The following is a 25,478-nucleotide window of genomic DNA, read 5'->3' as shown; positions in this document are numbered from 1 at the left end:
TGCGGCGCATTATAGCGTAGTGCACGTCAGTTGCAGGGGCGCCATTGATGGCGACCTTTGCGTTCAGGTACGCACCCTGCGACGCGATGTAATTCTTCCTGTCTGATTCAATCGAGTGATGTTTTTTATGCGTTTAAACCCCGGCCAACAACGTGCTGTCGAATTTGTCACCGGCCCCTGCCTGGTGCTGGCGGGGGCGGGGTCCGGTAAAACCCGCGTCATTACCAATAAAATCGCTCACCTGATCCGCGAATGCGGCTATCAGGCGCGCCACATTGCTGCGGTGACGTTTACCAATAAGGCGTCGCGCGAAATGAAAGAGCGCGTGGCGCAAACGCTGGGACGCAAAGAGGCGCGCGGCCTGATGATTTCAACCTTTCATACGCTGGGGCTGGAGATTATCAAGCGTGAATATGCCGCGCTGGGGATGAAATCGAGCTTTTCGCTGTTTGACGACCAGGATCAGCTGGCGCTGCTGAAAGAGCTGACCAGCCAGTGGCTGGAAGAGGATAAAACACAGCTGCAGCAGCTGATTGCCACGATCTCTAACTGGAAAAACGATCTGATCGATCCGCAGGGTGCGGCAGCAATAGCAAAATCCCAGCGTGACCAGATATTTGCGCACTGCTATCAGCTCTATGATCGGCATCTCAAATCGTGCAACGTGCTCGATTTTGACGATCTCATCCTGCTGCCCACGCTGCTGCTGCAGCGTAATGAGGCGGTACGCGAACGCTGGCAGCAGCGTATTCGCTATCTGCTGGTGGATGAGTATCAGGATACCAACACCAGCCAGTATGAGCTGGTAAAACTGCTGGTCGGCGCGCGCGCGCGATTTACCGTGGTGGGCGATGACGACCAGTCTATCTACTCCTGGCGCGGGGCGCGTCCGCAAAACCTGGTGCTGCTGAAAGAGGACTTTCCGGCGCTGGAGGTCGTGAAGCTGGAGCAGAACTATCGCTCCACGCAGCGTATTCTCAAAGCGGCTAATATATTGATCGCCAATAACCCGCACGTGTTTGAAAAGCGTCTCTTTTCTGAACTGGGGTCAGGCGAATCGCTGAAGGTGCTGAGCGCGAATAATGAAGACCACGAAGCGGAGCGCGTAACCGGCGAGCTGATCGCACATCACTTTATCAACCGCACCCAGTATAAAGATTACGCCATTCTCTATCGCGGCAATCATCAGTCGCGCGTGTTTGAAAAGCTGCTGATGCAGAACCGCATTCCCTACCGTATTTCCGGCGGCACTTCGTTCTTTTCACGCCCGGAGATCAAGGATCTGCTGGCCTATCTGCGCGTGCTGACTAATCAGGATGACGACAGCGCGTTTCTGCGCATCGTAAATACGCCGCGTCGCGAAATCGGCCCGGCCACGCTGCAGAAGCTGGGTGAGTGGGCCACGCTGCGTAATAAGAGCCTGTTTAATGCCAGTTTTGACATGGGGCTGGCTCAGACGCTAAGCGGGCGCGGTCTGGAGCATCTGCAGCGTTTTACCCACTGGCTGAATGAGATTGTGCAGCTGACTGAACGGGAGCCGATCAGCGCGGTGCGCGATCTGATCCGCGGTATCGACTATCAGAGCTGGCTGTTTGAGACCTCCGGCAGTCCGAAAGCCGCAGAGATGCGGATGAAAAACGTCAATACGCTGTTCCAGTGGATGACGGAAATGCTTGAAGGTGATGAGCTGAATGAGCCCATGACGCTGGCACAGGTTGTCACGCGCTTTACCCTGCGCGATATGATGGAGCGGGGAGAGAGTGATGAAGATCTCGACCAGGTTCAGCTGATGACGCTGCACGCATCAAAAGGGCTGGAATTTCCCTATGTCTACCTGGTCGGCATGGAAGAAGGTCTGTTGCCGCATCAGAGCAGCATTGATGAGAACAACATCGAAGAGGAGCGGCGTCTCGCCTATGTGGGCATTACGCGCGCACAGAAAGAGCTGACCTTTACGCTCTGCCGGGAGCGTCGCCAGTATGGTGAGCTGATTCGTCCTGAACCCAGCCGTTTTTTGCTGGAACTGCCGCAGGATGACGTCGAGTGGGAGCGTGAGAAAAAAGTGGTAAGCGCAGAAGAGCGCGTTAAAACCGGGCAAACCCGGGTGGCCGGGTTGCGGGCAATGCTGGCGAATGCAAAAAAGTAGTGGCAGCCGTCACGTCATCAGGAGAAGGTCAGGAGCCAGTGAACGTAGGACTGAAAGTGGCTCTCCTGCTCCAGCAGCTCGGCGCGCAGCGGATGCGCCTCCAGCCAGCCCGCCGGCAGCGTAAGGTGCAGCGCATCCTCTTCTGCCAGTAAGCGTACCGCCGGGAGCGTATCGTCACGGCGACGCGTGGAGAAGATAATCGCCAGGCGCAGCAGGCGGCTCAGGCGTTCTGCCGTACGCGGCGGCACGGCATTTTGCTGGGCCAGCAGAGCCAGATCGATACTGCCGCTCTGGTTCTGCAGCAAACAGGCGAGCACTTTTTTCTGCGCGGGCGTAAAGCCAGGAAGGTCGAGATGGCGGATCAGATAGGCGGCGTGCCGGGGAGCCTGACGAAAATCGACGCTCAGGCCAATTTCATGTACGGCACAGGCGCTTAACAGCAGATCGCGACAGCGCTGGTCAAGCTTCCAGCTCTGGCTGACCTGACGAAAAAAACGTTCAGCCAGCTGCTGCACCCGGTCAGCCTGTTCCACATCGATAGAAAAACGGCGCTGCACATTATGCAGCGTACGGCTGCGGATATCGCGATTGACCGGCAGATGGAGCATGCCATACACCAGACCTTCACGCAGCGCGCCGCCTGCCAGCGTCATGCTATCAATATTCAGTTCGTTGAAAATGGCGATGAGAATCGACAAACCGCTGGGAAAGACCAGCGCACGCTCCAGCGTCAGCCCTTCAATTTCCAGCTCTTCCAGCTTGCCGCACTGAATAGCGCGCTGCTTCAGCTGCTGCAGTTTACTCAGGGTGATACGCTCATCCATCCCCTGCGCCACCATGATCTCCTGCAGAGCCTGAACCGTACCGGATGCACCGACGCAGACCTGCCATCCTTTCTCACGCAGCGCCGCTACCACGGGTTGCAGCATGTCGCGCGCCGCCTGTTCTGCCCGGTCAAAATTGTCCTGCGTCAGATGGCGATTGCTGAAAAAACGCTCCAGCCAGGTGACGCAGCCCATTGAAAGGCTGAACAGCGTGGTTGCGTGCGAACCTTCACCGGTAACCAGTTCGGTGCTGCCGCCGCCAATATCGACTACCAGACGCTGGTCGGAGCCGCCGGTCGTATGGGCCACGCCCTGATAGATCAGGCGCGCTTCTTCCTCACCGCTGATAACATTGACCGGACAGCCCAGAATCGCTTCAGCGGTGGTCAGAAAGTCTGGCGCGTTGCGTGCGATGCGCAGCGTGGCGGTCGCCACCACGCGGATCTGCTCTGGCGGGATATCCTGCAGCTGTTCCGAAAACAGCTTCAGGCACTGCCAGCCGCGCTGCATCGCCTCAGCAGAGAGTTCGCTGTCAGCATTAAGTCCTGCTGCCAGCCGGACTTTGCGCTTGATGCGCGCCACGGTCTGAATAGTGCCGGAAACTTCACGCACCACCAGCATATGAAAGCTGTTAGACCCGAGGTCGATCGCTGCATAGAGTGATGATGCGCTTAGCATGTGGGATTAACCTGGGCGTTTACGGTTATGGTTACGGGGCGCGCTGCTCCGGCGATTACTGTTATTGCCGCCGCGACGCTGACCGTTGCCGGTGCGGTTGCGCTGCAGACGTTTTGCCGGTGGCAGATCGCTGAGCAGCGCATCGCTGTTGTATTTGCTGACCGGAATGCCGTGACCGATATACTCCTCAATCGCGGGCAGATTCAGCGCATACTCTTCACACGCGAGGCTGATAGAGTGTCCGCTGGCGCCGGCACGGCCGGTACGACCAATACGGTGAACGTAATCTTCGCGATCGTCCGGCAGATCGTAGTTAAAGACGTGCGTTACGGCCGGAATATGCAGACCGCGCGCCGCAACATCCGTTGCTACCAGAATATCCACGTCGCCTTTGGTGAAATCATCGAGAATGCGCAGGCGCTTTTTCTGCGGGACATCACCGGTCAGCAGACCGACGCGATGACCGTCGGCGGCCAGATGGCCCCAGATATCTTCACAGCGATACTTGGTGTTAGCAAAGATGATGGCGCGATCGGGCCACTCTTCTTCGATCAGCGTCTGCAGCAGACGCATCTTCTCTTCATTGGATGGATAGAAGAGCTCTTCTTTGATGCGGTGGCCGGTTTTCTGTTCCGGTTCCACTTCGACATATTCCGCGTTGTTCATATGCTCAAACGCCAGTTCCCGGACGCGGTAAGAGAGCGTTGCGGAAAACAGCATGCTCAGACGCTGCGTGGCAGGCGGCATGCGGCGGAATAGCCAGCGAATATCTTTAATAAAGCCGAGATCGAACATGCGATCGGCTTCGTCCAGCACCACAACCTGAATAGCGCCCAGATTCACATGGTTCTGTTTTGCGTAATCAATCAGACGTCCGGTAGTGCCCACCAGGATGTCGACACCGTCAGCGAGCACTTTAAGCTGCTTGTCATAGCCGTCGCCGCCGTAAGCCAGACCCATTTTCAGGCCGGTTGCTTTAGCCAGCGGCTCCGCATCGGCGTGAATCTGTACGGCCAGCTCGCGCGTAGGGGCCATGATCAGCGCACGTGGCTGATTAACCTGGCGCCCTTCAGCTGCAGGGTGAGAAAGAAGATAATGAAACGTTGACGTCAGAAACGCCATCGTTTTGCCGGTACCGGTTTGCGCCTGACCCGCAACATCACGCCCTGAAAGCGCAAAAGGCAGTGCGAGCGCCTGAATAGGCGTGCAATGCTGAAAGCCTTTAGTATCAAGGGCTTCCACGACCTGAGGGTGCAGGGCGAAGTCGGAAAACTTCTGTTCGGTTAAGTGTGTTTTGCTCATAGTGTGGTAGAATATCAGCTTACTATCGCTTTACGAAAGCGTATCCGATGAAATAAAGTTAACCAACGTTGGTATATTTTACGCCAATTCGCCAGGCATAATCTTTGGAGTTAAACATGAGCAGCGATAAAATCGTTCACCTCACCGATGACAGTTTCGATACTGACGTGCTGAAAGCCGAGGGTGTTACCCTGGTTGACTTCTGGGCTGAATGGTGTGGTCCTTGCAAAATGATCGCCCCGATCCTCGATGAAGTTGCTGAAGAGTACGACGGTAAGCTTACCATCGCCAAGCTGAACATTGATGAGAACCCAGGTACCGCGCCAAAATATGGCATCCGTGGTATTCCGACCCTGCTGCTGTTTAAAAACGGCGAAGTGGCGGCAACTAAAGTGGGTGCGCTGTCTAAAGGCCAGCTGAAAGAGTTCCTGAACGCCAATCTGGCGTAAGCGCAACGCGCTCTGTTCCGCAGTGGTGAATTTTTTCGCCACTGCTGGACGCCGCTGGTCAGGCGTGCTAATTTGACGATACTGCATTACGCACTTACCTTTGTAGTTTGCATCTAAAGATTTCTCTTGTCAGACCCCGCTCGAGTTGAACGTTTTTGTGGTTTGGCAATCTGACGGCTAGCATACCCGGCATCATCTTTCGACCGTCTCTCGCTTCCTATCGCTCTATCAGACGATACCCGCCGAGCAGTGTTGAAAAAGAGCCATTAACAGGCATGGAATTTTTGCCATACCATTCACGACAATCATTTCGAGAATTACCCCGAGTTTAAGAACCCATCACTATGAATCTTACCGAATTAAAGAATACGCCGGTTTCTGAGCTGATTACTCTCGGCGAAAATATGGGGCTGGAAAACCTGGCGCGCATGCGCAAACAGGACATTATTTTCGCCATCCTCAAACAACATGCGAAGAGCGGCGAAGACATCTTTGGTGATGGCGTGCTGGAGATATTGCAGGACGGATTTGGATTCCTCCGTTCCGGAGACAGCTCCTACCTCGCCGGTCCTGACGATATCTATGTTTCCCCCAGCCAGATTCGTCGTTTTAATCTGCGTACCGGCGACACCATTTCCGGTAAAATCCGTCCGCCAAAAGAGGGTGAGCGCTATTTTGCCCTGCTGAAAGTTAACGAAGTTAACTACGACAAGCCGGAAAACGCCCGCAGTAAGATTCTGTTCGAAAACCTCACGCCGCTGCACGCTAACAGTCGTCTGCGTATGGAGCGGGGTAATGGCTCAACTGAAGACTTAACCGCTCGCGTGCTGGATCTGGCGTCGCCAATTGGCCGCGGCCAGCGTGGCCTGATTGTGGCACCGCCAAAAGCGGGTAAAACCATGCTGCTGCAGAACATTGCGCAGAGCATTGCGTATAATCATCCGGATTGCGTCCTGATGGTGCTGCTGATTGACGAGCGCCCGGAAGAAGTGACCGAGATGCAGCGTCTGGTTAAAGGTGAAGTTATCGCCTCTACCTTCGATGAGCCTGCATCCCGCCACGTGCAGGTTGCTGAAATGGTCATCGAAAAGGCCAAGCGCCTGGTCGAGCATAAAAAAGATGTCATCATCCTGCTCGACTCAATCACCCGTCTGGCGCGTGCGTATAACACCGTGGTTCCTGCCTCAGGTAAAGTCCTGACCGGTGGTGTTGATGCCAACGCCCTGCATCGTCCGAAGCGTTTCTTCGGTGCAGCACGTAACGTGGAAGAGGGCGGTAGCCTGACTATCATCGCCACAGCGCTGGTTGATACCGGTTCGAAAATGGATGAAGTCATTTACGAAGAGTTTAAAGGTACAGGTAACATGGAACTGCACCTGTCGCGTAAGATTGCGGAAAAACGCGTCTTCCCGGCAATTGACTACAACCGTTCAGGTACCCGTAAAGAAGAGCTGCTCACCTCTCAGGAAGAGCTGCAGAAGATGTGGATCCTGCGCAAAATTATTCACCCGATGGGCGAGATTGACGCGATGGAGTTCCTCATCAACAAGCTGGCGATGACCAAAACCAACGATGAATTCTTCGACATGATGAAGCGTTCATAAGCGGTTAAAAGCGAAACAATGATATTGTTACGCAGGTAATAAATCGGCATTATTTCTGTTAAACGCCACGGCTTATCGTGGCGTTTTTTATTTGTGCGCATTAGGATTAGGCGAGTCAGAAAAGTTTTAGAATGACGCAAGCAGAAAGGCGGCGATTTTTTCAGCAACCGCGCGCGCTGCGGCCTGGTCAGACAGGGATATACAGCAATAACCGGGATTTTGCTTATTGTTGTCCACGATTTTAGCTGAGAGCGTTAATGTGAATTTACTCACTATGGGTGCAGAGCTGGGTTTAACTTTTCTCTTCTCTCTGGCATTCCTTTTTATGGCCCGTAAGGTCGCAAAAAAAATCGGATTAGTTGATAAGCCTAATGCAAGGAAAAAGCATCAGGGCGTTATCCCTCTCGTTGGCGGTATTTCCGTTTACGCTGGCGTTTGCTTCGCTTTCCTTATTACGCAGTCCTATATGCCGAACGGCCTGCTCTATCTCTTCTGTGCCGGCGTGCTGGTGCTGGTCGGCGCACTCGACGATCGCTTTGATATCAGCGTAAAGTTTCGCGCCTGTATGCAGGCGATTATCGCCGTTGTCATGATGTATGGCGCCAAGCTCTATTTGCTGAGTCTCGGTTTTATTGTGGGTCCGGTGGAGATTGTCGTCGGTCCCTTTGGCTACGTATTAACGCTGTTCGCCGTCTGGGCGGCAATTAATGCGTTTAACATGGTCGACGGTATCGATGGTCTGCTGGGCGGACTCTCCTGCGTAACGTTCGGTGCAATGGGGATCATTCTCTATTTTGACGGCATGACCAGCCTGGCAATGTGGTGTTTTGCCATGATCGCCGCCACTATTCCCTATATTTTGCTGAACCTCGGTTTTCTGGGCAAACGCTATAAAGTGTTTATGGGTGATGCCGGCAGCACCATGATCGGTTTCACCATTATCTGGATCCTGCTGGAAACGACACAGGGCCTGAGCCATCCTATTACGCCGGTAACAGCGCTGTGGCTGATCGCCATCCCGCTGATGGATATGGTGGCTATCATGTATCGCCGGCTGCGCAAGGGCATGAGTCCATTCTCAGCCGACAGGCAACATATTCACCACCTCATCATGCGTGCCGGTTTCTCGTCACGTCAGGCTTTTTTACTGATCACGCTGGCGGCGGCGCTGCTGGCAGGCATCGGCGTGCTCGGCGAATATCTGGCGTTCATACCTGAGTGGGTCATGCTGGTGCTCTTCCTGGTAGCATTTCTGCTCTATGGCTACTGCATTAAACACGCGTGGCGTATGGCACGAATGATTCGCCGTCTCAAGCGCAGATGGAATCAAGCGCATATCAATAAAACATGACCTGGATAAGCATCAGATAAGGACACCGCTGTTATGAACTCTGTTGTGGAGAACGAACTGGATATTCGCGGCCTGGGCTGCACGCTGTGGCGCGGTAAACGCTGGATAGCGGGCTGCGCTGTTCTGTTTGCCCTGCTGGCCTGGCTCGCTTCAATGCTGATGAAGCAGGCGTGGAGCACCACGGCAGTCACCGACAGGCCTACGGTTAACATGCTGGGCGACTACTATGTACAGCAGCAGTTTCTGAACAACCTCGATATCCACAGCAATACGCTGAGCCTGAATAATCCGGCCCCTACCGTAATGGATGAGGTCTATCAGGAGTTCACCATGCAGCTCGCTTCATGGGATACGCGGCGCGATTTCTGGCAGCAGACCGACTATTTTAAAAGCCGTAAAAGTGGTAATGCGCATAATGATGCGGCCTTGCTGGACGATATGATCACCAACATCCAGTTTATGCCGGCAGATAGTGCGCACAACACGCTTGATACGGTGCGGCTGGTGGCAGAAACCGCCGGTGATGCTAACAATCTTCTGCGTCAGTATATTGCTTACGCCAGCGAGCGTGCGGCACGCCATCTGAATGAAGAGCTGAAAGGCGCATGGCAGGCGCGTAACGTGCAGCTGCAGTCGCAGGTTGACCGGCAGCAGGCGGTAGCGCAGGCGGTGTACGATCGCCAGCGTCAGCGCATTGAACAGGCGCTAAAGCTCGCCAGTCAGCAGGGTATTACCGATAACCGTGCGCCTGCTGCAGGTGAGAGCCTGCCAGAGAGCGATCGCTTTTTACTGGGCCAGCAGCGGCTACAGGCGCAGCTCGATATGCTGCAGGCCAGCGGCCCCGCCTACGATTTGAGCTATGATCAAAACAGGGCGATGCTGAGCACGTTACAGGCTGGCCCACGCCTTGATAAACAGTTCCAGACTTACCGCTACCTGCGCACGCCGGAAGAGCCCGTTTCACGCGACAGCCCGCGCCGTCTGTTTATGATGGTGATGTGGGGAGCGATCGGGGCGCTGGTCGGAGCGGGTGTGGCGCTGGTGCGCCGGCCGCGCGCGTTATCAGCTATTCGCCAATAAGAGAATCAGCGTGAAAGTACTGACTGTATTTGGCACCCGTCCTGAAGCCATCAAAATGGCGCCGCTGGTGCAGGCACTGGCGCAGGATGCTGCGTTTGAATCCCGCCTGTGCGTCACCGCACAGCACCGTGAAATGCTCGATCAGGTGCTGCATCTGTTTCAGCTGCAGCCCGATTACGATTTAAATATCATGCGCCCGGAGCAGGGGCTGACCGAGATTACCTGCCGTATTCTGCAGGGCATGAAAACCGTTTTAGCCGATTTTAAACCTGATGTGGTGCTGGTGCACGGTGATACCACCACCACGCTGGCGGCCAGCCTGGCGGCCTTTTATCAGCAGATCCCGGTGGGGCACGTCGAGGCTGGTTTACGCACCGGTAATCTGATGTCGCCCTGGCCGGAGGAGGCTAACCGCACGCTCACAGGCCATCTGGCAAGCTATCACTTCACGCCGACCACCACATCACGGCAGAACCTGCTGCGGGAAAACCTGCCTGATGCGCGTATCTTTGTCACCGGCAATACGGTAATCGACGCGCTGCTGTGGGTGCGCGATCGCGTGCTGACCAACGCCGATCTCAATGCCCGCCTGGCGGCGCACTATCCGTTTCTGGAATCGGACAAAAAGCTGATCCTGGTTACCGGTCACCGGCGCGAAAGTTTTGGTAAGGGCTTTGAGCGTATCTGCAGTGCGCTGGCGCAGATTGCGCGCCTTCATCCGCAGGCGCAGATCGTCTATCCGGTGCATCTCAATCCCAACGTCAGCGAGCCGGTTAACCGGATACTTAGCGGTATCGACAATATTATTCTGATCGAACCGCAGGAGTATCTGCCGTTTGTCTGGTTGATGAACCGTGCCTGGCTGATCCTCACCGATTCCGGCGGAATTCAGGAAGAGGCGCCGTCGCTGGGGAAACCGGTGCTGGTGATGCGCGATACCACGGAGCGGCCGGAAGCGGTCGCGGCAGGGACGGTAAAACTGGTTGGCACCGATGTCGATACCATTGTCGCTGAAGTCACCCTGCTGCTGCAGGACGAAGAGGCGTGGCAGAGTATGAGCCGGGCACACAACCCTTATGGCGACGGCCACGCCTGCGCACGCATTCTGCAGGCGCTGAACAACAACAGAGTTTAATTATGTCTTTTAATACCATTTCCGTGATCGGACTGGGTTACATCGGGCTGCCAACGGCAGCCGTTTTCGCTTCAAGGGGAAAGCAGGTCGTGGGCGTGGATGTCAATCTGCGCGCCGTTGAAACCATTAACCGGGGGGAAATCCACATCGTGGAGCCCGATCTCGGCGAGGTGGTCCGGCAGGCGGTGCAGCAGGGGCTGCTGCGCGCCACCACGACGGCAGAACCGGCAGATGCGTTTCTGATCGCTGTCCCCACGCCCTTTATGAACGATCATCAGCCAGACCTGAGCTTTGTCCGCGCGGCCGCGCTGTCGCTGGCACCGGTACTGAAAACAGGCGATCTGGTGATTCTGGAGTCGACTTCGCCGGTCGGCGCCACAGAGCAGATGGCGGAATGGCTGGCCGAGGCGCGTCCCGATCTGCGTTTTCCTCAGCATGAGGGCGAGAGCGATATCTTTATCGCCTACTGTCCGGAGCGGGTGCTGCCCGGCAAGGTGATGACCGAACTGCTGGAGAACGATCGCGTGATTGGCGGCATGACGCCCGCCTGTTCGGCGCGTGCCAGCGAGCTGTACCGTATTTTCCTGCGCGGAGCCTGCGTTGAAACCAACGCGCGTACGGCGGAGATGTGCAAGCTGACGGAAAACAGCTTCCGCGATGTCAATATCGCTTTTGCTAATGAGCTGTCGCTGATCTGCGCCGATCAGAAGATCAACGTCTGGGAGCTGATTGCGCTGGCGAACCGGCATCCGCGCGTCAATATTCTGCAGCCCGGACCGGGCGTGGGCGGACACTGTATTGCCGTCGACCCGTGGTTTATTGTGGCGCAGAACCCGCAGCAGGCGCGGCTGATTCGCACCGCGCGTGAAGTGAATGATGCCAAACCTGGCTGGGTACTGGAGCAGGTAAAACAGGCGCTGGCGGAGTGCGCGACGCAGAGCGATAAGCGCGCCAGCGAGATCGCTATTGCCTGTTTCGGGCTGGCGTTTAAGCCCGATATCGACGATCTGCGTGAGAGCCCGGCGATGGCGGTCGCGCAGCGCATTGCGGCGTGGCACAGCGGAGAGACCTGGGTTGTCGAGCCGCACGTTACGTCGATTCCTGACCGGCTGGGGCAGGACGCCTCGCTGGTATCCGTGGAGCAGGCGCTACAGCAGGCTGACATTCTGGTGATGCTGGTTGATCATGCACAGTTCCGGGCCATTGACGCTGCGCAGATTGCCCAGCCGTGGATTGTCGATACCAAAGGGGTATGGCGATGAAACGCTTTCTGATCACCGGCGGCGCGGGATTTATAGGCTCAGCGCTGGTGCGCTTTCTGATTGAAAGCACGGAGCATCAGGTCGTGGTGGTGGATAAGCTAAGCTACGCCGGCAATCTGGCGTCGCTGGCGGGCGTGCAGCAGCATCCGCGTTTTGCCTTTGAACAGGTTGATATCTGTAACCGGCCGGAGCTTGATCGGGTGCTGGCGCAGTATCAGCCCGACTGCGTAATGCATCTGGCAGCAGAAAGCCACGTCGACCGCTCGATTGATGGGCCATTTGCCTTTATCGAAACTAATATTGTCGGCACTTATCATCTGCTGGAAGCGGTACGCCACTACTGGCAGGCGATGGAGAGCACGCGCAAAGCTGGCTTCCTGCTGCACCATATTTCCACAGACGAAGTCTTTGGCGATCTGCACGGTACGGATGATTTTTTCACCGAAACCACGCCGTATGCGCCGAGCAGCCCCTACTCCGCATCAAAAGCCAGCAGCGATCATCTGATGCGTGCCTGGATGCGAACGTATGGACTGCCGGTGATCGTCACCAACTGCTCCAATAATTATGGCCCGTGCCATTTTCCGGAGAAGCTGATCCCGCTGACTATCATCAATGCGCTGGCGGGCAAGGCGCTGCCGGTCTACGGCAACGGCAGCCAGATCCGCGACTGGCTCTATGTGGAAGATCATGCGCGCGCGCTCTATACCGTTGTCAGTCACGGCAAAGCAGGAGAGACCTACAATATTGGCGGGCATAATGAGCGACGTAATCTTGAGGTAGTGCACGCCCTGTGCGATCTGCTGGATGAGCTTGCCGCCGGGCAGCGTCCTGCGGCGATTAACAGCTACCGTGAGCTGATCGCCTTTGTTAGCGACCGTCCCGGACACGATCTGCGTTACGCCATCGATGCCAGCAAAATTGCCCGCGAGCTGGGCTGGACGCCACAGGAAACCTTCGAGAGCGGCATACGTAAAACGGTAGAGTGGTATCTGGCCAACCCGCAGTGGTGGCAGGCTATTCTCAACTGCAGCTATCGCGCTGAACGCCTCGGCTTAACCGCTTCGCGCTGAAGCAGAGCCAGAAGGAGCAATGATGAAAGGTATTATTCTGGCGGGTGGTTCAGGAACGCGCCTGCATCCGATTACCCGCGCAATTTCCAAGCAGCTGCTGCCGGTGTATGACAAGCCGATGATCTATTATCCCCTTTCTGTCCTGATGCTGGCAGGCATCCGCGATGTGTTGATCATTACCACGCCTGAAGACCGGGCGCACTTTGAGCGTCTGCTGGGGGATGGCAGTGAGTTTGGTGTCCGGCTCTCCTATGCTGAACAGCCAAGCCCCGATGGACTGGCGCAGGCGTTTATTATTGGTGAATCGTTTATTGGTGACGACCACTGCTGTCTGGTGCTGGGCGACAATCTCTACTTTGGTCAGGGTTTTAGTCCGAAGCTGAAAAAAGTGGCTGCCCGAACGGAAGGCGCGACGCTCTTCGCTTACCAGGTGATGGATCCCGAGCGGTTCGGCGTGGTGGAATTTGATGAGGCGTTTAATGCGCTTTCAATCGAAGAGAAGCCGGCGCAGCCAAAATCGCGCTGGGCGGTGACCGGACTCTATTTTTACGATCGCCGCGTGGTGGAGTTTGCAAAGCGCGTCCAGCTCTCGGCGCGCGGTGAGCTGGAGATTACGGCGATTAACCAGATGTACCTGGAGGCTGGCTCACTCTCTGTTGAGCTGCTGGGTCGCGGGTTCGCCTGGCTGGATACCGGTACGCATGACAGCCTGGTTGAAGCCAGCGTCTTTGTGCAGACGGTAGAAAAGCGGCAGGGATTCAAGATAGCCTGCCTGGAAGAGATTGCCTGGCGCAACGGCTGGCTGAGCGATGCTCAGCTACAGGCGGCAGGCGAGGCGTTAACCAAAACCGGCTACGGCCAGTATCTGCTGGATATTTTACATGCCCGTCCGCGTCAGTATTGATCCCCTTGAGTGGGAGAGTGACTTCTTTCATCAGCCCACGGCGCGCCTGACGCTGCAGGGTGAACTAACGTTGCCGCAGGCGCTGCAGCAGGCGACAGGCCTGCTGCAGATAAAAGTGCCGGCAGAGCAGACCGCGGCGATTGATGCGGTCTGCCAGCACGGCTTTCAGCTGGTTGAGGGAGAAGCCGATCTGACGTTACCGCTGACGCAGACGGCGCGTCAGCCTGGCGTACGAATTGCGCGTGAGGCGCAAATCCCGGCGTTGCGTGCCGCCGCTGCAGAAGCCTTCAGCCAGAGCCGGTTTCGTGCCCCGTGGTTTGACGCGGCCGACAGCGGCCGGTTTTATGCGCAGTGGATTGAAAACGCGGTGCGCGGCACCTTCGATCACCAGTGTCTGATCGCCTGCGATGAACAGGGCAGCCTGCAGGGCTTTGTCTCCCTGCGTGAAGTGAACGGCGATGTGCGTATCGGACTGCTGGCGGTGCTGCCTGATGCCCGGTCGCAGGGTATTGGCCAGCGTCTGCTGCTGGCTGCGGCTGACTGGGGCCGGGTGCGCCAGCTGGCGCAGCTGCGCGTTGCCACGCAGCTCAGCAATCTTGCAGCGATGCGCCTCTATTTACGCTGCGGTGCCCGGCTGGAAAGCACCGCCTACTGGTTTTACAGGAAAGCATCATGATCCCTTTTAACGCGCCCCCTGTGGTGGGCACTGAAACAGACTATATGCAGTCGGCGATGGCCAGCGGCAAGCTGTGCGGTGACGGCGGCTTTACCCGCCGCTGCCAGCAGTGGATGGAGCAGCATTTTGGCAGTAAAAAAGTGCTGCTGACGCCCTCCTGCACCGCCTCGCTGGAGATGGCCGCGCTGCTGATCAACATCGAGCCCGGTGATGAAGTGATCATGCCGAGCTATACCTTTGTCTCCACCGCAAACGCGTTTGTGCTGCGCGGCGCCACCATTGTCTTTGTTGACGTGCGCCCGGATACGATGAACATCGATGAGACACTGATTGAGGCTGCAATCACGCCGAAAACGCGCGCTATCGTACCGGTACACTATGCGGGCGTGGCGTGTGAAATGGACACCATTATGGCGCTGGCCGCAAAGCATCAGCTTTATGTCATTGAAGATGCTGCACAGGGCGTCATGTCACAGTATAAAGGCCGCGCGCTTGGCACCATCGGGCACATCGGCTGCTTTAGCTTTCACGAAACGAAAAATTACACCGCCGGAGGTGAAGGCGGCGCGACGCTGATAAATGATGCGGCGCTCACCGAGCGTGCTGAAATTATCCGGGAAAAAGGCACCAACCGCAGTCAGTTTTTCCGTGGTCAGGTGGATAAATACACCTGGCGCGATATCGGCTCAAGCTACCTGATGGCCGATCTGCAGGCAGCCTATCTCTGGGCGCAGCTGGAAGCGGCGCAGACCATCAACCAGCAGCGACTGCGACTGTGGCAGCGCTACTACGACGCGCTGCAGCCGCTGGCGGCTCAGGGGCGGATCGCGCTGCCGGCAGTGCCGGATAGCTGCCGTCATAATGCGCATATGTTCTATCTGAAACTGCGCGATAGTGACGATCGCGAAGCGCTGATACGCTGGATGAAAGAAGCGGAGATCCTCACGGTGTTTCACTACATTCCGCTGCATACGTCGCCTGCCGGTGAGCGGTTTGGCCGCTTCCACGGTGAAGATCGCGTCACCACGCGCGACAGCGAGCGCCTGCTGCGCCTGCCGCTGTTCTATAACCTGTCAGATAACAATCAGCGTACCGTGATTAGCTCTCTGCTGAGCTACTTTGCCTGATGTCGCTGGCAAAAGCATCGGTCTGGACCGCGGCCTCCACGCTGGTAAAAATTGCGGCTGGCCTGCTGGTGATAAAGCTGCTGGCGCTGAGTTTCGGTCCGGAAGGCGTCGGGCAGGCGGGTAACTTCCGGCAGCTGATTACCGTGCTCGGCGTACTGGCTGGCGCAGGCATTTTTAATGGCGTGACCGCCAGCGTGGCGCAGCTGCAGCATGAACCTGCGCAGCTGCGGGCGCTGACCGGTACGGCCTCTGCGATGGTGCTGGGCTTTTCGGCGCTGCTGGCCGCGGGTCTGCTGCTGGGTGCGGCACCGGTCAGCCGGATGCTGTTTGGGCACGAGCACTACCAGAGCGTGGTGCGCATCGTGGCGTTTCTGCAGTTTGGCATCGCCTGGGCGAATCTGACACTGGCGCTGCTGAAAGGCTTTCGCGATGCGCGCGGCAATGCGCTGGCGCTGATAACCGGCAGCCTGACAGGGGTGGCCGGTTATATTATTTGCTGGTGGCTGGGCGGTTATCAGGGGGCGCTGGCGGGACTGGCGCTGGTCCCGGCGCTGCTGGTGATACCGGCGCTGATTATGCTGCGGCGCCATCGTGCGGTGCTGCCGCTGCGCTGGCTCAGACCAGTATGGCAGCCGGAACTGGCACGCAACCTGGCAAAATATACGCTGATGGCGCTGATGACGTCGATCACGCTGCCGGTTGCGTGGGTGATGATGCGTAATCTGCTGGCGGAACAGCAGGGCTGGGCGCAGGTGGGATTATGGCAGGGCGTGACGACGATCTCTGACGCCTATCTGCAGTTTATTACCGCTACTTTCAGCGTCTGGCTGCTGCCGACGCTGGCACGCCTGGAGCATAAGCCGCAGATTGCACGGGAGATAGGCCGCGCGCTGCGGTTTGTACTGCCGGCGGTGGCGGCCGCCAGTTTCGCTGTCTGGCTGCTGCGCGACATGGCGATCTGGCTGCTGTTTTCCCCGCAGTTTAGCGGCATGCGCGATCTTTTTATCTGGCAGTTATGTGGCGATCTCTTTAAAGTCGGCGCCTATGTTTTCGGATATCTGGTGATCGCCAAAGCGTCGCTGCGCTTCTATATACTCACCGAGATCAGCCAGTTTGCTTTGCTGACGCTGTTTTCGCGCTGGCTGATCCCGCTTCACGGCGCGACTGGCGCAGCGCAGGCGTATATGGCGACCTATATACTCTATTTTGCCCTTTGCTGTGGCGCTTTCCTGATTTATTGCCGGACAAAATGACGTTATTTCATGTGCTGGGATCTGATATCCCGCATCACAATCAGACGGTGCTGCGTTTCTTTAATGACGTGATAGGCACTGAATTGCCTGCCGCCGCGCCGCGCCGCTTTATGGTAGTTGCTGCGCCTGGCTCGCTGCCCGCCTGTAGCCAGCTGCAGATCGAAACTTTCGCTACTAAAGCCGCGCTGGCGCAGGCGGTAATAGCGCGCGCCGCCGATCGCTCCCGGCGCTTTTTCTTTCACGGACAGTTTAACCCGCGTATCTGGCTGGCGCTGCTCAGCGGAAAGATCCGCCGCCATCAGGCGTTCTGGCATGTCTGGGGAGCTGACCTGTATGAAGAGGGTGCCGGGCTGAAATATCGTCTGTTCTATCTGCTGCGCCGCATCGCGCAGGGGCGTATGGCACAGGTGTTTGCTACGCGCGGCGATCTCTTTTTTTATCAGCAGCGGCATCCGCAGGTGCCGGCGTCACTGCTCTATTTTCCGACGCGCATGCCTGATATTGCGCTGCCGGCAGCCACAGCATCGGACAGTGCGCTGACGATCCTGCTGGGCAACTCCGGCGACCGCAGCAACCGGCACATTGAAGGATTGCAGGCGATACGCCGGCAGTTTGGCGAGCAGGTCAGCGTGCTGGTTCCGCTCGGCTACCCGGCCAACAACTATGCCTATATTGATGAGATCGATGCGGCGGCGCAGCGTCTGTTTCCGGCCGGGCAGGTTACGCTGATCCGCGACAGGCTCGATTTTCCAGCCTACCTGCAGTTGCTCAGACGCTGCCAGCTTGGCTATTTTATGTTTGAGCGGCAGCAGGGGATTGGCACGCTCTGTTTGCTGATTCAGGCTAACATTCCCTTTGTGCTGAACCGTAAAAATCCGTTCTGGCGCGATCTCAGCGAGCAGGGCATCCCGGTGCTGTTCAGCTGTGACGAACTTGATGCCAGCCGCATCGCGGAAGCGCAGCGCCAGCTGACGGCGTGCGACAAACCGGCCATCGCTTTTTTTGCGCCGGGCTATCTTGCCGGCTGGCGCCATGCGCTCAGCCTGAGTGAAGGAAGTGCATCATGAGTCTGCTGCAGTTTAGTGGTCTGCTGGTGGTTTATCTCTGCTCGCTGGGCTTTATCCTGACGCTGACCTGGCGTGAGTTCAGGCGCGTGCGCTTTAACTTTCATCTCTTCTTTACGCTGCTGTTTCTGCTGACCTTCTACTTTGGTTTTCCGCTGACCAGCGTACTGGTATTCCGCTTTGATGTGGCCGTGGTACCGCCCGCCTTTCTGCTGCAGGCGCTGCTGGCAGCCACCAGCTTCTACGCTATTTACTACGTCAGTTATAAAGTCCGGCTGCGACCGGCCAGCGCCGCGCCGCGCAAGCCGTGGCTGGTAATGGATCGGGTGGAGACGCATCTCACCTGCCTGCTGCTGGCGCTGGTGGCGATTGGCACGGTGACCGTGTTTTTCATGCACAACGGGCTGCTGCTGTTCCGGCTCTCGGCCTATAACCAGATTTTCTCGAGTGAGGTTTCTGGCGTGGCGCTCAAGCGCTTCTTCTATTTCTTTATTCCGGCGATGCTGATCCGCTATTTTCTGCATCCGACACAGCGGCAGTGGCTGCTGTTTCTGCTGGTAACGGTGGCGTTTGGCTTGCTGACCTATGCGCTGGTGGGCGGTACGCGCGCGAACATCATCATCGCCTTTGCGCTGTTTCTGTTTATTGGTATTACGCGCGGCTGGATCACGCTCTGGATGCTGGCAGGGGCAGGCGCGATGGCGATCTGCGGTATGTTCTGGCTGGCGCTGCGGCGCTACAACCTGGATGTGGCCGGGGCAGAGGCCTTTTATACGTTTCTCTACCTGACGCGGGATACGTTCTCGCCGTGGGAGAACCTGGCGCTGCTGCTGCAGAACTATGACAAAATCGATTTTCAGGGGCTGGCGCCGCTCTGGCGCGACTTTTATGTCTTTATTCCGGGCTGGCTGTGGCCCGATCGTCCCTCTGCGATCCTGAACAGCGCTAACTACTTTACCTGGGAAGTGCTGAATAACCACTCCGGCCTGGCCATTTCGCCGACGCTGATCGGTTCGCTGCTGATCATGGGTGGCGTGCTGTTTATTCCGCTGGGTGCGGTAGCGGTGGGCCTCCTGATGAAAGGCTTTGACGCGCTTTATACGCAGGGACGTGACAGCGACAACCGCTATAGCGGCGCGGTGCTGCAGAGTTTCTGCTTCGGTGCGGTGTTTAACATGATCGTTCTCGCTCGCGAGGGGCTGGACGCATTCGGCTCGCGCGTGGTGTTTTTCTGCATCATTTTTGCCGCCTGTACAGGCCTGGCAAAGCTGCTCAGCTGGCTGCTGGCGCGCGCAGGGCTTATTCGTCCGCGTCGTGTTCAGGCGCTGCGCGGCTCCTCCTGATCACCGGGCAAAACGGAAGATGAAAACCATGACGACCACTGAGCCGCATTACGCGATACGCGGCGTTGATCTGCACGCGTTTAACGATATGGAGAGCTTTGTCAGCTTTCTGCTGCCTGATAACACGCCCCGGCGCGGTACGCTGATTGCCATCAATGCTGAAAAGATGCTGACGCTGGAAGAAGATGCGCAGCTGCGCGCTCTGATTAGCGAAGCTGAGTTTAAATATCCGGATGGCATCAGTATTGTCCGCTCGCTGCGCAAAAAGTATCCGCAGCTGCAGGTCAGCCGCATTGCCGGTGCCGATCTGTGGGAGGCGCTGATGGAGCGCGCCGGACGCACCGGGATTCCGGTATTTTTAATTGGCGGCCGCGAGCAGGTACTGCAGGAGACCTGCGACAAACTGCAGCGTCAGTGGAACGTAAATATTGTCGGCAGCCAGAACGGCTATTTTGCCCCGGCTGACCGCGAGGCGCTGTTTGCACGTATCGCTGCGAGCGGCGCAAAAATCGTTACCGTAGCGCAGGGTTCACCACGTCAGGAGCTTCTGATGCGTGACTGCCGCCAGCACTGGCCCGACGCACTCTATATGGGAGTAGGCGGTACCTATGATGTTTTTACCGGCAACGTTACCCGTGCACCGCGTCTCTGGCAGCGTCTGGGGCTGGAGTGGCTCTATCGGCTGATCCGGCAGCCTTCACGCTGGCGCCGGCAGTTAAAGCTGCTGAAATATTTGCGCTATCACTGGAGGGGCGATCTCTGAGGCTGCTGATTAATCCAGCAATTTTTTAGCTTATAAGCGTGAAATTGCGCTATTTATCGACGGAATGCACAAAGCATAACCAAACGCGTTTTTTTCTTTAAAAAGCACTGGACAGGGTGAAGCCAAATACGTAGTATGCCCATCCGCAACGGCGCTACGCGCCCGTAGCTCAGCTGGATAGAGCGCTGCCCTCCGGAGGCAGAGGTCTCAGGTTCGAATCCTGTCGGGCGCGCCATTTTCTTTTGGGCGCAAGAGCTTCGGTGGTTGGGTTTAACCGCGTTATGCAGTGAATAGTAAGCGTAACAGCTTACGCACCAGAATTATGGTGGCTATAGCTCAGTTGGTAGAGCCCTGGATTGTGATTCCAGTTGTCGTGGGTTCGAGTCCCATTAGCCACCCCAGATTTTGCTGGGACATGCGAAGGTGGCGGAATTGGTAGACGCGCTAGCTTCAGGTGTTAGTGTTCTTACGGACGTGAGGGTTCAAGTCCCTCTCTTCGCACCAGGCAGAATTTTAGTAAAGAAGTAAAGAAGTAAAAAATCGGCGAGTAGCGCAGCTTGGTAGCGCAACTGGTTTGGGACCAGTGGGTCGGAGGTTCGAATCCTCTCTCGCCGACCATATTCGAAAAGCCTGCTTGAAAAAGCAGGCTTTTTTCGTTTGCGTGTAATCTGCGGCCAGGGTCGCATAAATGCGACCCCTGCAAAAAAATCCGCGATACGATGCGCGGCCCCCACCAAACCGTAGGGGCGCCATTAATGGCGCCCTGGTTTAAACCCGCAATGCGACCGCTACAGTTTTTGTCGTATTTTTGCGACAAATAACGCTTTGAATAGATTGAATTTATTCCATAAGAGATCTATTTGTCGCTGTTTTGCGACGGAAATGACCGCAATCGCATACTGCCTGCGGCATGTCGCTTTTCAGATAAGAGAACAGCAGCGTTAACTCCCTGAACCAGAAAAGCTTTTTAAGAAAAATGCCAATCTGGCACATCTTGTGCAATACTTCCTGTCGTAGATGCTCATTCCACCTCTTATGTCCGCTCAGGCGACATAAACCTGGGAATGATGCAGAGCCCCTTACGGTATCCGTTGTCCAGCCTGGCAGTAACGCTGTGCGCTACTGTAGTTAGACGGACATTACGTTGAGTCGGATACCATCAGTTGTCTTACGACCTGATCTTACACCTGCTTCTGGCAGGTGTTTTTTTATCTGCTTACGGCGGGGATGGCACGGTTCAGGCAAAAAAAAGCCGGGACAAGCCCGGCAGACAAACAACAAGCATAAATCAGGTTGCCGGATTGTTCTTCAGCGTCAGCAGCAGGCCCTCGCGGCGCATGCTGGCCGCATCCTCCGGACGCTGCAGGCGATCGTAGACATCCGCCAGCCAGGCATAATCAAACGCATCAGGACGCTGCGCCAGCGCCTGCTCAAACGCATCGGCGGCCTGTTGCCATTCGCCGTGGCGCATCAGCAGCTGCCCCAGCGTGCTGTGCAGCAGTGGCGTTGCCCCATGCTGTTTGATCTGCTGACGCAGCGCTTTCTCCAGCGCATCAGGATTGCCGCTTTTAATGCGCGGCATCAGCAGCACCAGCCGATCGTCATACTGCTTTTTCAGACCGTCCAGCACGATATCCTGAGCCGTGTCGGGATCGTTGCACTCGATCAGATGCTCACTCATGGCCACCTGCAGCGCAGTCTCCTGCCGCGTCTTGCGGCTCTGACTCTGCCACCAGCGCTTCAGACCCTCACTACCCTGATCGGCCATCGCCTGGTTCATCAGCCCCAGCCACGCCTGCTGCTGCAGCGCATGACGCTGCGCATCATCGTTAATTTTGGCCTTTTGCATCGCCGGCAGAATATCCAGCAGGGCACCCCAGGCACCGGTACGAATATAGGCCTGCTCCGCCAGACGCAGCACTTCCGGATGGCGCGGCGCAACTTCCAGCAGACGGTCAACACCGTGACGCGCCGCATGATCTTCGTTGCGCGCCAGCTGCAGCCGGACCCGGGTGATCTCCACCGGGATAGTATTGTTCTCTGCCAGTTCAGAAGCGCGTTCCAGATGCTGATTAGCACGGGTTTCATCGCCGCGCTGCTGCGCCGCTTCAGCCGCAAGCAGATAGTTTGCTACCGGCTGATCGGCGTGATCGGCATTCTTCGCCAGCAGCTTCTCTGCCTGCTGATAGTCACCTTCAGCCAGCTTCATCAGCGCATGCTGCGTATGACGCTGCGCGCTGCGACGTTTGCGGCCGGTGAACCAGCCGCGCGTACGGACGCCGGTGCGGAACAGACGACGCAGGATCCACTCTGCCAGCAGAATCACCAGCAGGCTCAGGACCAGGATGATCCCCAGCCCGGTCACGCTGGTCTCAATATTCCAGTTATCAGTCTGGATCAGCACATAACCCTGATGCCCGGCTACCATCGGGCCCAGCACGACGCCAGCCAGCAACAGCAGGAAAAGTACCAGTACTTTTAGCATGGTCAGCCTCCCTGTTGTTCAGCCGCAACCGATGGCTGCGCCAGCAGATTGCGCACGCGCGTTTGCATCAGTTTTTCCAGCAGCGGCTGACTTTCCAGCGAATCCGGCACATCCATTGAGATGGTCTGCTGGCTCAGCTCATCCAGCTGTGCAAGAAACGCCCGGGTCGCCGCATCGTTGGTGTCATACCAGGCGCGTACCCAGCTCGATACCGCATCCAGCGACTGTTTATAGATCTCCTCCTGATGACGCGGCACCGCCTGCGCAGCCACCAGCAGACGGGAGCGGATATTTTCACGCAGATAGACGTCCTGATTAGGCGCCAGAAGCGGCTGAGCGGTATTATCACGGCGGCGGATGGTAATGAAATCATCCATAAAATTATGCCAGCTCTTCACCAGATTCTGCCGCCATTCGTGCAGCGAGCCGGAGAGTTCGCCACCGTCGCTATCCATTGGCGCATCGTCGTTGTCGTTGTCCGCCAGGCGCAGATTGTCTACGCCGTTAGAGAGCTGATTCAGCTTGAGGATGATGCCGTCGTAGTCGACCTGGCTGACGGCCGAAAGTGAGCTGATATCCTGCGTCAGCGCCCGGCGGACGTTGGTCATGCTGGGATCGTTCATCTCAGCCAGACTGGTATCGGCGCTTTTCAGCAGCGCAGCGGCCGTGGTGACATCCTGATCGCTCCAGAGTTTGCGGCCCGCCAGTTTTACCAGATAGTCAGCCTGCGCCAGCAGCCAGGTGCGGGTGTCATTACCGGAGATAGTGGCGACTTTTTCACGCAGCGTCTCCAGCTCTTTTGCGCTGTTATCCTGCTTAGCGCGCGCTTCCTGCAGAGCAGTGCCCGCATCAGTCAGCTGCTGCGTCAGCTGGCGTTTGTCGCTGCCAAGCTGCTGCTGCAGCGCGCTGAGCTGCTCGCTGAGCTGCTGGTTAGTCTGAGCCTGTACATCGGCCTGATGTTTCCCGTTGAGGTAAAGGCCTGCGCCAATCGCCAGCGCAATCACAATTGCCACGGCGCTTAATACCCGGCCATCGCGCTGTTTTTCGCGTGGCGGCTGGTTTTCTGGCGTCGGGGAAGTGTCCGCTGGGGTAGTTTCTTCAACCATGGCGGAGGAAGCTTTGTGTTCCGTCATTGTGGCTCATCCCATTGTTAAGTTCAGCGTAACGCACGCAGCAGCGCGTCGTTATCGGCACCATCGGCTACGTCTATCTCCTGCCAGCCCGCTTCAGCGGCCTGGGTAGCCAAACGTTCACTGACGACCACCAGTCGACAGTGCAGTAACCACTCCCGCCGATCGATTGGCGGAAACAGTGCATGGAGTTGTTTTAACATTTCACCGCTGGTCACCACCAGCGTGGTAATCCCGCGGTCGCGCCAGCGCCGACCCTCAATAGCGCCGTCGTAGTGCTTCTCATTGCGCTGATAGCACTCACAGTATTGCACTTCTGCGCCACGTTCGATGAGAGTTTCCGCTAATAATTCCCGACCGGGAGTGCCGCGCAGGATCAGCGCGCGCTTGCCGCTGACCTGCTGCAGGCGCTGCAGGCGAACCAGCTCTTCGCTGGTCTCCCGCGCATGAGGATAGTCTACTTTGAGATTTGTGACGGTATGCAGCGCCAGCGCGGTTGAGCGACCAATCGCATAGTAGTCAGCGGCAGCGGGCCAGGTTGTCTGGCTGTGCTGCAGCGCCGGATGGGCGAAATTCACTACCTGCTGTGACAGCAGAAACACCAGATCGCCCGGCCGCAGCGCCGTCAGCTGTTGCGGTAACTGTGCTAAATCGCGACCCGGCGTAAATTCAATCAGCGGAAACGCCCACGCCAGCTTGCCCAGGCTGCGCAGGCGCGCAACCAGCTCGCTGGCAGCCGGTTCCGGACGGGTCACAAGAATAGTCATACCGGCGGCTGTCCCTGATAGACCTCATGCAGAATTTCGCGCGCGCCCTTATTCAGCAGCTCTTCAGCCAGCGAAATGCCCATCTGCTCCGCCTGCTCACGCGGGCCACGGCGTTCACCGGTTACCATCTGGCTGCCGTCGGGCGCACCGACCAGACCGCGCAGCCAGAGCTGGTCATCTTCCAGTACGGCAAAACTGCCGATCGGCACCTGACATCCACCCTCAAGCCGGGTATTCATGGCGCGCTCAGCGCGCACGCATACTGCTGTCTCACTGTGGTTCAGCGCCTGCAGCAGCGTAATTAATGCGCTGTCATCAAGCCGGCACTCAATGCCTACGGCACCCTGTCCCACGGCGGGCAGTGAAAGCTCTGCAGGCAGTGCCTGACGAATGCGATCTTCCAGCCCAAGGCGTTTCAGACCGGCAGCGGCCAGAATAATGGCATCATATTCACCCGCATCAAGCTTGCCGAGACGGGTGCCGACATTGCCGCGCAGCGAACGGATAATCAGGTCAGGCCGGCGTGCGCTCAGCTGACACTGGCGGCGCAGGCTGGAGGTGCCAACTACTGCACCCTGAGGCAGCTCATCGATAGCGTTATAGTGATTAGAGACAAAGGCGTCGCGTGGATCTTCACGTTCGCAGATAGTCACCAGACCCAGGCCTTCCGGAAAGTTAACCGGCACATCTTTCATGGAATGCACCGCCAGATCGGCGCGATTCTCCAGCATGGCCTGTTCCAGTTCTTTAACGAACAAACCCTTGCCGCCCACTTTTGCCAGCGGGGTATCGAGAATAACATCGCCTTTGGTCACCATCGGCACCAGCTCTACCTGCAGGCCCGGATGGGCTGCCATCAGGCGCTGCTGAACATATTGTGCCTGCCAGAGTGCGAGAGGACTTTGACGGGTAGCAATTCTGAAAATTTTGTTTAACATACCGTTAACCATTTTGATCGTTCATCGATTATCCTATCATCGATAGGGGAATGCTGTCAGTTTCAACGGATTGAAAAGGCCGCACTATTCATTTGTGGCTCGCCATACCTCAGCAGGCGTGGCG

The 25,478-nt window shown here is 57.0% G+C and carries 21 protein-coding genes and 4 tRNA genes; 19 read left to right on the top strand and 6 right to left on the bottom strand.

Going from position 1 to position 25,478, the window contains the following annotated elements; genetic code table 11:
* The first annotated feature begins 127 nt into the window (after positions 1-127).
* A complete protein-coding gene (gene rep, locus HA43_RS05580; RefSeq protein ID WP_039385675.1) occupies positions 128-2,146 on the top strand; it encodes a DNA helicase Rep in 2,019 nt (672 codons plus the stop codon).
* A gap of 17 nt (positions 2,147-2,163) precedes the next feature.
* On the opposite strand, the gene ppx is transcribed toward rep, so the two are convergent.
* Together ppx and rhlB are read right to left on the bottom strand one after the other, a co-directional pair.
* A complete protein-coding gene (gene ppx / locus HA43_RS05575) occupies positions 2,164-3,648 on the bottom strand; it encodes an exopolyphosphatase (RefSeq protein WP_094111167.1) in 1,485 nt (494 codons plus the stop codon).
* A 6-nt stretch (positions 3,649-3,654) separates the two neighbouring features.
* Positions 3,655-4,950, bottom strand: a complete 1,296-nt coding sequence (gene rhlB / locus HA43_RS05570) for an ATP-dependent RNA helicase RhlB (protein WP_094111166.1) — start codon at positions 4,948-4,950, stop codon at positions 3,655-3,657.
* A 116-nt stretch (positions 4,951-5,066) separates the two neighbouring features.
* On the opposite strand from rhlB, the gene trxA reads away from it, so the two are divergent.
* From trxA to HA43_RS05480, 18 genes are all read left to right on the top strand, one after another.
* A complete protein-coding gene (gene trxA, locus HA43_RS05565) occupies positions 5,067-5,399 on the top strand; it encodes a thioredoxin TrxA (RefSeq protein ID WP_039381699.1) in 333 nt (110 codons plus the stop codon).
* A gap of 344 nt (positions 5,400-5,743) precedes the next feature.
* Positions 5,744-7,003, top strand: a complete 1,260-nt coding sequence (gene rho / locus HA43_RS05560) for a transcription termination factor Rho (protein WP_039381703.1) — start codon at positions 5,744-5,746, stop codon at positions 7,001-7,003.
* A gap of 274 nt (positions 7,004-7,277) precedes the next feature.
* Complete coding sequence (wecA, locus tag HA43_RS05555) at positions 7,278-8,354, top strand: UDP-N-acetylglucosamine--undecaprenyl-phosphate N-acetylglucosaminephosphotransferase (protein ID WP_071668220.1); 1,077 nt, start codon at positions 7,278-7,280, stop codon at positions 8,352-8,354.
* Positions 8,355-8,387: 33 nt separating this feature from the next.
* Positions 8,388-9,434, top strand: coding sequence for an ECA polysaccharide chain length modulation protein (gene wzzE / locus HA43_RS05550; RefSeq protein ID WP_071668219.1), 1,047 nt, complete (start codon positions 8,388-8,390; stop codon positions 9,432-9,434).
* A 10-nt stretch (positions 9,435-9,444) separates the two neighbouring features.
* Positions 9,445-10,569, top strand: a complete 1,125-nt coding sequence (wecB, locus tag HA43_RS05545; protein ID WP_039385676.1) for a non-hydrolyzing UDP-N-acetylglucosamine 2-epimerase — start codon at positions 9,445-9,447, stop codon at positions 10,567-10,569.
* A gap of 2 nt (positions 10,570-10,571) precedes the next feature.
* Positions 10,572-11,831 carry a UDP-N-acetyl-D-mannosamine dehydrogenase gene (gene wecC / locus HA43_RS05540; protein WP_071668218.1) on the top strand — a complete coding sequence of 420 codons (1,260 nt, stop codon included), beginning with the start codon at positions 10,572-10,574 and terminating at the stop codon, positions 11,829-11,831.
* Positions 11,828-12,904, top strand: a complete 1,077-nt coding sequence (rfbB, locus tag HA43_RS05535; protein ID WP_094111165.1) for a dTDP-glucose 4,6-dehydratase — start codon at positions 11,828-11,830, stop codon at positions 12,902-12,904. Before wecC ends, rfbB begins: the two co-directional genes overlap by 4 nt.
* 22 nt (positions 12,905-12,926) lie before the next feature.
* The gene (gene rfbA / locus HA43_RS05530) at positions 12,927-13,808 is read left to right on the top strand and encodes a glucose-1-phosphate thymidylyltransferase RfbA (RefSeq protein ID WP_094111164.1); all 882 of its coding nucleotides are present in this window, start codon (positions 12,927-12,929) and stop codon (positions 13,806-13,808) included.
* Positions 13,786-14,484 carry a dTDP-4-amino-4,6-dideoxy-D-galactose acyltransferase gene (gene rffC, locus HA43_RS05525; protein WP_039381720.1) on the top strand — a complete coding sequence of 233 codons (699 nt, stop codon included), beginning with the start codon at positions 13,786-13,788 and terminating at the stop codon, positions 14,482-14,484. The genes rfbA and rffC overlap by 23 nt, the downstream gene beginning before the upstream one ends.
* Entirely contained in the window at positions 14,481-15,611 is a 1,131-nt protein-coding gene (rffA, locus tag HA43_RS05520) for a dTDP-4-amino-4,6-dideoxygalactose transaminase (protein ID WP_071668217.1), read from the top strand. The genes rffC and rffA overlap by 4 nt, the downstream gene beginning before the upstream one ends.
* On the top strand, positions 15,611-16,864 hold the full coding sequence (wzxE, locus tag HA43_RS05515) for a lipid III flippase WzxE (RefSeq protein WP_094111163.1): 1,254 nt from the start codon (positions 15,611-15,613) through the stop codon (positions 16,862-16,864). Before rffA ends, wzxE begins: the two co-directional genes overlap by 1 nt.
* Complete coding sequence (wecF, locus tag HA43_RS05510; RefSeq protein ID WP_039381728.1) at positions 16,861-17,931, top strand: TDP-N-acetylfucosamine:lipid II N-acetylfucosaminyltransferase; 1,071 nt, start codon at positions 16,861-16,863, stop codon at positions 17,929-17,931. Before wzxE ends, wecF begins: the two co-directional genes overlap by 4 nt.
* Positions 17,928-19,271 (top strand): ECA oligosaccharide polymerase, encoded by a 1,344-nt coding sequence (gene wzyE / locus HA43_RS05505; protein WP_039381732.1) that lies wholly within the window; start codon positions 17,928-17,930, stop codon positions 19,269-19,271. The genes wecF and wzyE overlap by 4 nt, the downstream gene beginning before the upstream one ends.
* Before the next feature lie 19 nt (positions 19,272-19,290).
* Positions 19,291-20,034: a lipopolysaccharide N-acetylmannosaminouronosyltransferase gene (wecG, locus tag HA43_RS05500; protein WP_175540443.1), complete on the top strand. Its 744-nt coding sequence runs from the start codon at positions 19,291-19,293 to the stop codon at positions 20,032-20,034.
* 158 nt (positions 20,035-20,192) lie between these two features.
* Positions 20,193-20,269: transfer RNA gene (locus HA43_RS05495), tRNA-Arg, on the top strand.
* 90 nt (positions 20,270-20,359) lie between these two features.
* A tRNA-His gene (locus tag HA43_RS05490) sits at positions 20,360-20,435 on the top strand.
* A gap of 16 nt (positions 20,436-20,451) precedes the next feature.
* Positions 20,452-20,538, top strand: a tRNA-Leu gene (locus HA43_RS05485).
* A gap of 37 nt (positions 20,539-20,575) precedes the next feature.
* A tRNA-Pro gene (locus HA43_RS05480) sits at positions 20,576-20,652 on the top strand.
* Between the two features lie 670 nt (positions 20,653-21,322).
* Here HA43_RS05480 and hemY read toward each other — a convergent pair.
* Genes hemY through hemC form a run of 4 tightly spaced genes read right to left on the bottom strand, consistent with a single transcriptional unit; the run spans position 21,323 to position 25,354 of the window.
* Complete coding sequence (gene hemY, locus HA43_RS05475) at positions 21,323-22,519, bottom strand: protoheme IX biogenesis protein HemY (protein ID WP_071668214.1); 1,197 nt, start codon at positions 22,517-22,519, stop codon at positions 21,323-21,325.
* Between the two features lie 2 nt (positions 22,520-22,521).
* A complete protein-coding gene (hemX, locus tag HA43_RS05470) occupies positions 22,522-23,652 on the bottom strand; it encodes a uroporphyrinogen-III C-methyltransferase (protein ID WP_094111162.1) in 1,131 nt (376 codons plus the stop codon).
* 23 nt (positions 23,653-23,675) lie between these two features.
* Positions 23,676-24,416: a uroporphyrinogen-III synthase gene (hemD, locus tag HA43_RS05465; protein ID WP_094111161.1), complete on the bottom strand. Its 741-nt coding sequence runs from the start codon at positions 24,414-24,416 to the stop codon at positions 23,676-23,678.
* On the bottom strand, positions 24,413-25,354 hold the full coding sequence (gene hemC, locus HA43_RS05460) for a hydroxymethylbilane synthase (protein ID WP_094111176.1): 942 nt from the start codon (positions 25,352-25,354) through the stop codon (positions 24,413-24,415). Before hemC ends, hemD begins: the two co-directional genes overlap by 4 nt.
* Positions 25,355-25,478 lie beyond the last annotated feature (124 nt).

Origin of the sequence: Pantoea eucrina, from assembly GCF_002095385.1 — a bacterium.
Lineage (GTDB): Bacteria > Pseudomonadota > Gammaproteobacteria > Enterobacterales > Enterobacteriaceae > Pantoea > Pantoea eucrina.
The sequence above is the reverse complement of the archived record's forward strand: the minus strand, read 5'-3'. Positions and strand labels throughout refer to the sequence as shown.

What these genes read in the sequence shown, in the direction of transcription:
- rep (WP_039385675.1), top strand. Translation starts at nt 128, where the DNA reads ATGCGTTTAAACCCCGGCCAACAACGTGCTGTCGAATTTGTCACCGGC.
- ppx (WP_094111167.1), bottom strand. Translation starts at nt 3,648, where the DNA reads ATGCTAAGCGCATCATCACTCTATGCAGCGATCGACCTCGGGTCTAAC.
- rhlB (WP_094111166.1), bottom strand. Translation starts at nt 4,950, where the DNA reads ATGAGCAAAACACACTTAACCGAACAGAAGTTTTCCGACTTCGCCCTG.
- trxA (WP_039381699.1), top strand. Translation starts at nt 5,067, where the DNA reads ATGAGCAGCGATAAAATCGTTCACCTCACCGATGACAGTTTCGATACT.
- rho (WP_039381703.1), top strand. Translation starts at nt 5,744, where the DNA reads ATGAATCTTACCGAATTAAAGAATACGCCGGTTTCTGAGCTGATTACT.
- wecA (WP_071668220.1), top strand. Translation starts at nt 7,278, where the DNA reads ATGGGTGCAGAGCTGGGTTTAACTTTTCTCTTCTCTCTGGCATTCCTT.
- wzzE (WP_071668219.1), top strand. Translation starts at nt 8,388, where the DNA reads ATGAACTCTGTTGTGGAGAACGAACTGGATATTCGCGGCCTGGGCTGC.
- wecC (WP_071668218.1), top strand. Translation starts at nt 10,572, where the DNA reads ATGTCTTTTAATACCATTTCCGTGATCGGACTGGGTTACATCGGGCTG.
- rfbB (WP_094111165.1), top strand. Translation starts at nt 11,828, where the DNA reads ATGAAACGCTTTCTGATCACCGGCGGCGCGGGATTTATAGGCTCAGCG.
- rfbA (WP_094111164.1), top strand. Translation starts at nt 12,927, where the DNA reads ATGAAAGGTATTATTCTGGCGGGTGGTTCAGGAACGCGCCTGCATCCG.
- rffC (WP_039381720.1), top strand. Translation starts at nt 13,786, where the DNA reads ATGCCCGTCCGCGTCAGTATTGATCCCCTTGAGTGGGAGAGTGACTTC.
- rffA (WP_071668217.1), top strand. Translation starts at nt 14,481, where the DNA reads ATGATCCCTTTTAACGCGCCCCCTGTGGTGGGCACTGAAACAGACTAT.
- wzxE (WP_094111163.1), top strand. Translation starts at nt 15,611, where the DNA reads ATGTCGCTGGCAAAAGCATCGGTCTGGACCGCGGCCTCCACGCTGGTA.
- wecF (WP_039381728.1), top strand. Translation starts at nt 16,861, where the DNA reads ATGACGTTATTTCATGTGCTGGGATCTGATATCCCGCATCACAATCAG.
- wzyE (WP_039381732.1), top strand. Translation starts at nt 17,928, where the DNA reads ATGAGTCTGCTGCAGTTTAGTGGTCTGCTGGTGGTTTATCTCTGCTCG.
- wecG (WP_175540443.1), top strand. Translation starts at nt 19,291, where the DNA reads ATGAAAACCATGACGACCACTGAGCCGCATTACGCGATACGCGGCGTT.
- hemY (WP_071668214.1), bottom strand. Translation starts at nt 22,519, where the DNA reads ATGCTAAAAGTACTGGTACTTTTCCTGCTGTTGCTGGCTGGCGTCGTG.
- hemX (WP_094111162.1), bottom strand. Translation starts at nt 23,652, where the DNA reads ATGACGGAACACAAAGCTTCCTCCGCCATGGTTGAAGAAACTACCCCA.
- hemD (WP_094111161.1), bottom strand. Translation starts at nt 24,416, where the DNA reads ATGACTATTCTTGTGACCCGTCCGGAACCGGCTGCCAGCGAGCTGGTT.
- hemC (WP_094111176.1), bottom strand. Translation starts at nt 25,354, where the DNA reads ATGTTAAACAAAATTTTCAGAATTGCTACCCGTCAAAGTCCTCTCGCA.